Below are 3,645 nucleotides of genomic sequence, written 5' to 3' on the forward strand. Positions count from 1 at the left end.
AGCGCCCCGGCCAAGGTGCGCGCCAGCAACAGGCCGATCACGACCCCGCCCTGCGCCGCGCCCACGACGCGTCCGCGCTCAGCCGGCGCCGCCAGCGCCGCGGACAGCGCAAGCAGGCCCTGCGTCATCGCCGTACCAAGCAATCCCAACGCCACCATGCCGGCCAGCAGCCACGGCGCGTTCGCGGACGCCGCCACCGCGGCCAAGGCCAGCACCAGAAGTCCCAACTGCCCCAGCATCAGCCGCCGCCGATCCAGCAGGTCGCCCAGCGGCACCACGAAGAACAGCGCCAGCGCGCAGCCCAGTTGGGTAGCGGTGACGACGATGCCCACAGCCGCCTGGTCCAGGTGGAATTCGCGGCCAATGGCGTCGAGCAACGGCTGCGCGTAATACACGTTGGCGACGCTGAGCGCGCATGCCGCTGCCAGCAGGAAGACCAGCGTGGGCGGCATCGAGGGAGTCGCGTGGCCATCGGGCGGGTCGGATCGGACGGTCGGATTCATGGTCAATTTGGTTTTATTACGAAACCAGAATGCTAGTTCACAAGGTTTTATAATGCAACCACCTTCACCCTGAAAAACCGCAAGGAACCTGCATGGTCAAACGCACCAGCTTTGAAGGCGCCGCCTGCCCGGTCGCGCGCTCGCTCGACGCCATCGGCGACTGGTGGTCGCTGNNTGGCAAAGAACATTCTGAGCGACCGGCTGCGCACGCTGGTCGCGCACGGCATTCTTGCCGTCGCGCCGGCGTCCGACGGCAGCGCCTACCAGGAATACGTGCTCACGGAGAAAGGCAAGGCGCTGTTTCCGGTGATCGTCGGACTGCGCCAGTGGGGCGAGGACCACTACTACGGCCCCGATGAGGCACATTCCACCCTGATCGACCGCCAGCGCGGGCAGCCGGTGCAACGGATGGAGATCCGCGCGCAGGACGGCCGGCTGCTACATCCGGACGACACTGTCGTGCGCAAGGTGGCGGACGCCTGAGGCTAGGCGGCGGCCGGCCACCGCCCGGTCGCCAGCGCCGTGGGCGACCACGCATCGAAGCGCCAGCGCAGGGCCAACGCACCCGGCCGGCGGACCACGCGGCGCACGTGCACGCGCCACAGGCGTTCGGCTCCCTGGAAGGTGGCGATTTCAGGGCTGTCCAGAATCACCTCGGCGCGTCCCGTCAGTTGCAGCAGGTCGCCGCGTTCAAAGTCGATGAACAGCAGACCGGCAACGGGATTCGCGGCCAGGTTGCCCAGGGTGTTGAAAAAGCGGTTGCCGGAAAAGTCCGGAATGGTCAGCACGTCGCCGTCCACCCGCACAAAGCCTGGCTTGCCGCCCCGGTGCGACACGTCGACGGCGTGGCCGGCATAACTGGCGACAAAGAAGGTATCGGACGCCGAGATCAGCGCGCGCGCCGCGTCATCCAGTCCGGCGCGCTCCGGCAATGCGGCGGCAAAGCGCATCGACGGCGAACGCGAGAAGAAGAAGTCGCGCGACTGGATGTACTGCGGACAATTGCCGAATGATTGCGCCACCGCCACGTCGAAGCGCTTGCCATCCCAGGCGGCGATGCGGCCGTTCATGCGGTTGCGCCGGCGCGTGTGCAGCTCGATGCCCAGCAAGCCGACGGGCTGGCCCAATCCCAACCCGGCGCGCAGCGGGTCGTCCTCGTCAGGCATGGCCGCGATGCGCAGCGTATGCGGGTCCGGCGACACGGCAAAGCCCGGCTGCCCTTCCAGAATGCCGGCCCACGGATCGCCCTGCGGATCCACTGCCCCGGCCACCACGAACGGCAGCTGCGCGAAGAATTCGCGATGCTGATCCGGCATGTAGTCGCGGATGACCTTGCGGCCCACCATGTCCATGCGCGCGGCCACGCCGGCGTGCTCCTGCAGGTGCAGTTCGCCAGCATGCCAGGGAGACGGTGCGGTGTTTTCTGGAAGGTTCATGACAGTGTCCTTGCGGCTTGCGCCGGCGTTCAGGCGGCCAGCAGGCCCACGGGCGACGACGCCATGGGAACGAAGCGCGGCAGATTTTCGATGCGCGTGAGCCACGCACGGATGCGCGGGTAATCGGCCAGCGACACGTTGCCCTCGGGCGCATGCGCCACGTAGGCATAGCAGGCGACGTCGGCGATGGTCGGCGCGCTGCTGGCCAGGAAGTCGCGGTGCGCGAGTTCTCCCTCCATCACCCCGAGCAGCGCATGGGCCCGCGCCAGCGTGGCGTCCACATCGAGCGGCGCGCCGAACAGCGTCACCAGCCGCGCCGACGCGGGCCCGCCGGCCAGCGGCCCCGATGCCACCGACAGCCAGCGCTGCACGGCGGCCGCGCCAACCGGATCGTCCGGCAGCCAGGCGTGGCCGCCGTATTGCTTGGCCAGGTACACCAGAATGGCGGTCGAGTCGGCCACCACGACGCCGTTGTCGTCGATGACGGGCACCTGGCCGAAGGCATTGAGCGCCAGGAAATCAGGCCGCTTTTGTTCGCGCTGGCGCAGGTCGACGTCGATGCGTTCGTGCGCGACATCCAGCAGTGACAGCATCAGCGCGACCCGATGCGCGTGGCCGGACAGCGGGAAACTGTAGAACTTCAGCGGAGCGGCAGCCTGCGCCGGGGCGGGGTTGGTTTGCATCGGGGATCTCCCTGGTGGATTCGAGACTCCATGTTGGGACCCGCGACGCAAATCCGGAACGGCCGGCGCCGGCAAGACACTCTTGCGGTAAATGAAATAAACCGGTCAGGCGGGCAGCGCCGCCAGGTCCGCGCGTAACGCATCCACGCAGAAATCCACAAAGCTGCGCACCTTAGCCGAGCTTTTGCGCCCTTCCGGATACACCAGATGCACGGGCACGGGCGGCATCTCGAAGCCGCGCAGCACCACCTGCAAGGCGCCGCTGGTCAGGTGCGGCGCCACCTGATAGGACATCACCTGCGTCAGGCCCCAGCCTTCGCGCGCGGCCGCCACCGCCGCCTGGAACGACGTCACGGTCAACTGCGATTGCAGGTTCAGGCGCACAGTCTGGCCGGCCTGCGCAAAACGCCACTGCGGCGCGCGTCCTTCCATGGCAGCCGTGATGGTGCAGAAGCGATGCAGCGACTCGGGGTCGGCCGGCTCGCCATGGTCGCGCAGGAAGCCGGGCGCGGCGCACACCACGCGGCGCACGTGTCCCACGGGCACCGCCGTCAACGAGGAATCGGGCAGCGCGCCGATCCGCACGGCGACATCGATGTCCTCGTCCATCAGATTCACGACGCGATCCACCAGCAGCGCCCGCACCGACACCTGGCGATGCGCGCGCAAATATCCCAGCACCGCCGGCATCACATGCAGCTCGCCAAACAGCGCGGGCGCGGTGATCGCCAGCGCGCCGCGCGGCACCGCCATTGCACCGGCGGCAGCGTCGTCGGCGCGTTCGACGTCTTCCAGGATGCGGCGGCAATCGGCGGCATAGCGCTGGCCGGCTTCGGTCAGGCGCAGACTGCGCGTGGTGCGCACCAGCAGCAAGGCGCCCAGACGACGTTCCAGCGCGGCCACGCTGCGCGTGACGGTGGGCGCGGACATTTCCAGGCGCCGGGCCCCACCGGAAAAACTGCCCGCGTCCGCCACGGCCAGGAATACGGTCATTTCATGAAATTGGTTCACAGCGAGGCCCGC

The 3,645-nt window shown here is 68.3% G+C and carries 4 protein-coding genes and 1 pseudogene; 1 reads left to right on the forward strand and 4 read right to left on the reverse strand.

Annotated elements, in window-relative coordinates; all coding sequences use genetic code 11:
- Nucleotides 1-503, reverse strand: a 503-nt coding sequence (locus tag B3446_RS11365) for an MFS transporter (RefSeq protein WP_409558324.1), incomplete at its 3' end; no start/stop codon positions are given.
- A 92-nt stretch (nt 504-595) separates the two neighbouring features.
- On the opposite strand from B3446_RS11365, the pseudogene B3446_RS11370 reads away from it, so the two are divergent.
- Nucleotides 596-986, forward strand: a pseudogene (locus B3446_RS11370) (winged helix-turn-helix transcriptional regulator).
- A gap of 2 nt (nt 987-988) precedes the next feature.
- Here B3446_RS11370 and B3446_RS11375 read toward each other — a convergent pair.
- The 3 genes from B3446_RS11375 to B3446_RS11385 form a co-directional block, all read right to left on the reverse strand.
- Nucleotides 989-1,939, reverse strand: a complete 951-nt coding sequence (locus B3446_RS11375; RefSeq protein ID WP_191576913.1) for a pyridoxamine 5'-phosphate oxidase family protein — start codon at nt 1,937-1,939, stop codon at nt 989-991.
- 29 nt (nt 1,940-1,968) lie between these two features.
- On the reverse strand, nt 1,969-2,622 hold the full coding sequence (locus tag B3446_RS11380; RefSeq protein WP_291381062.1) for a glutathione S-transferase family protein: 654 nt from the start codon (nt 2,620-2,622) through the stop codon (nt 1,969-1,971).
- A gap of 105 nt (nt 2,623-2,727) precedes the next feature.
- Nucleotides 2,728-3,633, reverse strand: a complete 906-nt coding sequence (locus B3446_RS11385; RefSeq protein WP_191576915.1) for a LysR family transcriptional regulator — start codon at nt 3,631-3,633, stop codon at nt 2,728-2,730.
- Between the last annotated feature and the right edge of the window lie 12 nt (nt 3,634-3,645).

Origin of the sequence: Achromobacter sp. UBA5777, assembly GCF_002418565.1 — a bacterium.
Classification (GTDB): domain Bacteria; phylum Pseudomonadota; class Gammaproteobacteria; order Burkholderiales; family Burkholderiaceae_B; genus Achromobacter; species Achromobacter animicus.